Below are 3,630 nucleotides of genomic sequence, written 5' to 3' on the forward strand. Positions count from 1 at the left end.
GGCAGCTGCCGCTCCCATTCCCTTGATGGCGGCGAGTCCGAAACGGATGGCTCCGCCTTTGTTCACGCTGAACTTGTTGCGGCTCTCGTTCACGTCGGGTCCGAGGGTCTCTATTCCCATCGCCTTACACTCATCCATGAGTTTCGTGATTTCGGTGATGTTGGCAAGGTTCCGGCTCATGTTGGCAGCCATGTATTCGGCAGGATAGTGTGCCTTGAGATATGCCGTCTGATATGCCACCCATGAGTAGCAGGTGGCATGCGACTTGTTGAAGGCGTAGCTGGCGAACTTCTCCCAGTCTGCCCATATTTTCTCGAGCACCTTCGGGTCGTGGCCGTTTTTCTTTCCGCCCTCGATGAACATCGGCTTCATCTGGTCTACGATGGCTTTCTTCTTCTTTCCCATCGCCTTACGCAGGGCGTCGCTCTGGCCTCGGGTGAAGTCGGCGAGCTGACGGGAGAGAAGCATCACCTGCTCCTGATACACCGTGATGCCGTAGGTGTCTTTCAGGTATTTCTCCATGCAAGGGATGTCGTATTTTATCTCTTCCTTGCCGTTCTTACGGGCGATGAAGGATGGGATATAGTCCATTGGTCCCGGACGGTAGAGGGCGTTCATGGCGATGATGTCCTCGAATGTCGTGGGATGCAGCTCGCGCAGGTATTTCTGCATTCCGGCAGACTCAAACTGGAAAGTTCCGATGGTGCGTCCTTCGCTGTATAGCTGATATGTCTCCGGGTCGTCGATAGGGATAGTATCGAGGTCTATGTCTATGCCCCGGTGAAGCTTCACGTTCTCCACTGCCTCTTTCAGGATGGATAGGGTCTTCAGTCCGAGGAAGTCCATCTTGATGAGTCCGGTCTCCTCAATCACGTGTCCGTCGTATTGCGTACAGAGCAGTTTGTGGCCGGGGTCCGACTTGTCTTCTGCCGTTGACACCGGCACCCAGTCGCTGATGGCGTCGCGGCAGATGATGGTGCCACAGGCATGGATACCTGTGCCACGCACAGTGCCCTCAAGCATCTTGGCATAAGTTATGGTGTTGCGCATCCGCGGGTCTGGAGAAGCCTCTGCCTCTCTCAGCGCCGGCACGCATTTGATGGCGTTCGGAAGGTTCATCTTCAGCGAGTTTCCTTCTGAATCCGACAGTTTGTCAGGTATCTGCTTGCAGAGGGCGTTCACCTCGGCAAGCGGCACTTTCTCCACTCGCGCCACGTCTTTGATGGCGTTCTTCGTCGCCATCGTTCCGTATGTGATGATATGCGCCACCTTGTCGTGGCCATATTTGTCTTCCACCCATTCCAACACCTTGCCTCGTCCGTCATCGTCGAAGTCGGTATCGATATCGGGGAGCGATATACGGTCGGGGTTGAGGAAACGCTCAAACAGCAGGTCGTATTTCATCGGGTCTATCTTGGTGATGCCCAGACAGTATGCCACGACGGATCCTGCTGCCGATCCACGTCCCGGTCCCACCATCACTCCCAGCTCGTCGCGTGCCGAGTTGATGAAATCCTGCACGATGAGGAAGTATCCCGGAAATCCCATCGTCTTCATGATATGCAGTTCGAATTTCACTCGTTCGTGCACTTCCTTCGACAACGGATCGCCGTAGCGTTCCTTTGCTCCGTCGTAGGCGAGCTTGGCAAGATAGTCTGCCTCAAACTTTATCCTATACAGCTTGTCGATGCCTCCCAGCTTTTTTATCTTCTTGTCTGCCTCATCTTTCGGCAGCGGATTCTCGCCGTTCTCGTCTGAGGTGAACTCATGGTATAGTTGTTCCGGCGTGATGTTGCGGCGTGTGTCTTCCTCTGTTCCGAACTCTTTGGGGATGGGGAAGAATGGCATGATGGGGGCATGGTCGATGGAGTATGTCTCCACCTTGTCGAGAATCTCAATTGTGTTAGACAGCGCCTCCGGCACATCGGCAAACACCTCGTTCATCTCCTCACGGGTCTTGAACCACTCCTGCTTGGAGTAGAGCATACGGTTGGGGTCGTCGAGGTCGTGGCCGGTGGAGAGACACAGCAGATGGTCATGTGCCTCGGCATTGTCTTTGTCCACGAAATGGGCGTCGTTGGTACATACCACCTTTATGCCGTATTCTTTGGCAAGCTGCAGTATCACCCTGTTCGCCTTCTGCTGCAGCGGGAATGTCTCTCGGTTTGCCCTCTGGTTGGGATCTTTCACTTCGTGCCGCTGCAGCTCCAGATAGTAGTCGTCGCCAAACACCCGCTTATACCACTCTACCGCCTCACGTGCTCCCTCGATGTCGTCGCGCAGGATTTTTGCCGGCACCTCGCCGGCGATACATGCCGAACACACGATGAGGTCTTCATGATATCTCTCCAGGTCCTCACGGTCGGTTCGCGGACGCATGTAGAATCCGTCTACCCATGCACGGGAAACGAGCTTTATCAGGTTCTTGTATCCGTTGTAGTTCTTGGCGAGCACTATCAGGTGGTAGCCGCTCTTGTCCACCTTTGGGTCGCTGCGGTCTGACTTCTTGCGGCGCGCCACATACATCTCGCAACCGAAGATGGGTTTGAATTCAGGCTTGCCCTCGTCGCGGAGCTTGCCGTTCACCTTGTTGCAATAGTTGAACAGCTCCTTGATTCCGAACATGTCGCCGTGGTCGGTTATCGCCATTCCCTTCATGCCGTTGGCAACGGCCTTGTCCACGAGCTTCGATACGCTCGACTGTCCGTCAAGGATACTGTAATATGTATGTACGTGTAAATGTATGAAATCCTGCATCACTGAGTATAAGGTGGTTAAGTTTTCTGTTTTACTTTTTGCTATAAAAGTGGCTCAAAGTTACGCTTTATCCATGAAATGGCAAAAGAATAAGAACAAAATTTGCGAAATACGCAAAAAAGCGGTATCTTTGCAGATACTTTAAAAACAAGCTTCTATTTTACGACGAAATACTATGGGTAAGAAAATAAAAAAACTGAAGAACGTAAGAATACATAGAGAAGGAACAGACACGCTGCTCTACGGGGCGATTTTCGTCGTCGCCGTCGCTGCAATACTCTGGTTCTATGTAGACTGCAAAGCGGCTTTCTGGAGCTTTGTCGGCATCTTCGGAATCGTCTATGCCATAGTGCTGAACTTTTTCCGCTGCCCAAAAAGATATTTCGAGGGCGACACCGACAAGGTGGTAGTAGCACCTGCCGACGGAAAGATTGTGGTTATCGAAGAGGTTGAGGAAAACACTTATTTCCACGACAAGCGACTAATGATAAGCATATTCATGAGCCTTTTCAACGTGCATGCCAACTGGTTTCCCGTTGACGGCAAAGTGAAATTCGTTCACCATCAGAACGGAAACTTCCACAAGGCATGGCTACCGAAAGCAAGCGAGGAGAATGAGCACGCTGACATAATGCTTGAGACCGAAGACGGCACGGAAATCCTGTGCAGACAGATTGCGGGAGCCGTGGCACGAAGAATCGTGACATACGCGAAGCCGGAAGAAGACTGCTACATCGACGAGCATCTTGGATTCATCAAATTCGGTTCAAGAGTGGATGTATATCTGCCACTCGGCACGGAGGTGTGCGTGAAGATGGGACAAAGCACCACCGGAGACAAGACCGTCATCGCAAAGCTCAAATAAGAGCACAC

At 52.3% G+C, this 3,630-nt stretch carries 2 protein-coding genes; one reads left to right on the forward strand and one right to left on the reverse strand.

The annotated features are described in order from the left end of the window. Positions 1 to 2,757, reverse strand: a 2,757-nt coding sequence (gene dnaE, locus QVO99_RS08185; protein ID WP_288177071.1) for a DNA polymerase III subunit alpha, incomplete at its 3' end; no start/stop codon positions are given. A 175-nt stretch (positions 2,758 to 2,932) separates the two neighbouring features. On the opposite strand from dnaE, the gene QVO99_RS08190 reads away from it, so the two are divergent. Next, positions 2,933 to 3,622 (forward strand): phosphatidylserine decarboxylase family protein, encoded by a 690-nt coding sequence (locus QVO99_RS08190; RefSeq protein ID WP_022317128.1) that lies wholly within the window; start codon positions 2,933 to 2,935, stop codon positions 3,620 to 3,622. Positions 3,623 to 3,630: the final 8 nt, after the last annotated feature.

Source organism: Prevotella sp. CAG:592 (assembly GCF_000436015.1).
Taxonomy (GTDB): domain Bacteria; phylum Bacteroidota; class Bacteroidia; order Bacteroidales; family Bacteroidaceae; genus Prevotella; species Prevotella pectinovora.